This window comes from uncultured Campylobacter sp., assembly GCF_938030685.1.
Classification (GTDB): domain Bacteria; phylum Campylobacterota; class Campylobacteria; order Campylobacterales; family Campylobacteraceae; genus Campylobacter_B.
In genome coordinates, this window is the sequence record NZ_CALHHX010000131.1 from 1 (window position 1) to 1,166 (window position 1,166).

Annotated in this window: 1 protein-coding gene; it reads right to left on the reverse strand. The window is 44.9% G+C overall.

Features of this window, described 5'->3' with window-relative positions:
• Positions 1–744 precede the first annotated feature (744 nt).
• Positions 745–1,166 (reverse strand): peroxide stress protein YaaA (gene yaaA, locus Q0369_RS06215; RefSeq protein WP_298097447.1); only part of this gene is annotated, 422 nt, incomplete at its 5' end.

The window sequence follows — 1,166 nt, forward strand, 5'->3', positions numbered from 1 at the left end:
ATACCGAAAAAGCCCGATATGAAGCCCACGACGACGCCGACAAAGGGGAGTTCTAGCATTTTTGATCCTTAAAATTTGAAGCGAAGTTTATAGCTTTAAAATTTAAAGCTTGCTAAATTTGCGGAATTTTGGATTTGAAAGCGGAAAATTTACGGGATTTCAAAGCGTGAAATTTTGGCTCAAAATTTTATTACGGCGTAATTTAATACTGCAAAATCTCGCAAAGTAAAATTTTAGACAAAATTCCTGCTGTGAATTGCAGTTAAAATTTTTTCTGCACAGAGCCCTGTTTTCCGTATATACGCGGCGCGTCTTCCCTAGCAAAATTCTTTATGTGCGGAGGACGACAGCAAAATTTTCGCGCTTTGTATCCTAAAATCGCCATAAAACCGGTGCAAAATCACGGCAAGATCGGCATAAAATCGGTTTAAAATCACGGCAAGATCGACGTAAAATTTTATGCAAAGCGCGTGCAAACGCAAAGAGCGCGAATTTCTTGCAAAAATTTACGACGAAATTTCGCCGCCAAAAGCTCGTTCAAAACCCGCCAAAAGAGTTCCAAAGATCAAAAAGTCGCCGCAAAATCCTCGCGATGAAATTCTGCCCGCAAATTTTTCCGGGTAAAACTGCTTTGGATGGGGCGGGATTTGAACTCGCGGCAAATTTTCCGAGCTAAATTTTACGCAAAAATCCGCATTAAATCCACAAGCTTTATCGTAAATTTCTCCGAGCGGTTTTCGCACCTTATGAAATTTCCAGCACGATCTCCTTTTTTAGCCCGATCTGTTTGATTTCAAGCACGGAGGCGCCGCCCAAGCGCAGCGCGAGCACCTCCGCCTCATTGCAGGCGCCCGCAAGAGCTATTTCGCGCAATACCTTGCCGCGCCAAGCCTTGGCGTAGTGGCTCAGCACCTTGCCGCCTTTTATGAAACTAAAACTCAAATATTCGCGCTTCATATCGTAAAATTTCTCATAAAATCCCGCGCGCAGATCCACGACGCACTCATCCGCCAGATACCGATCCAGCGCGGCAGAGAAGCTATTGCGATAAAATTTCGCCGCGTCTATGCCGCCAAATTTTTCGCCCTGTTTGAGTTTGTAGTTCGGCAGCGCGTCGCCGCCCAGCACGGGACCGAAAAGGTTTGAAAAAATTATCGTGTTTCGCT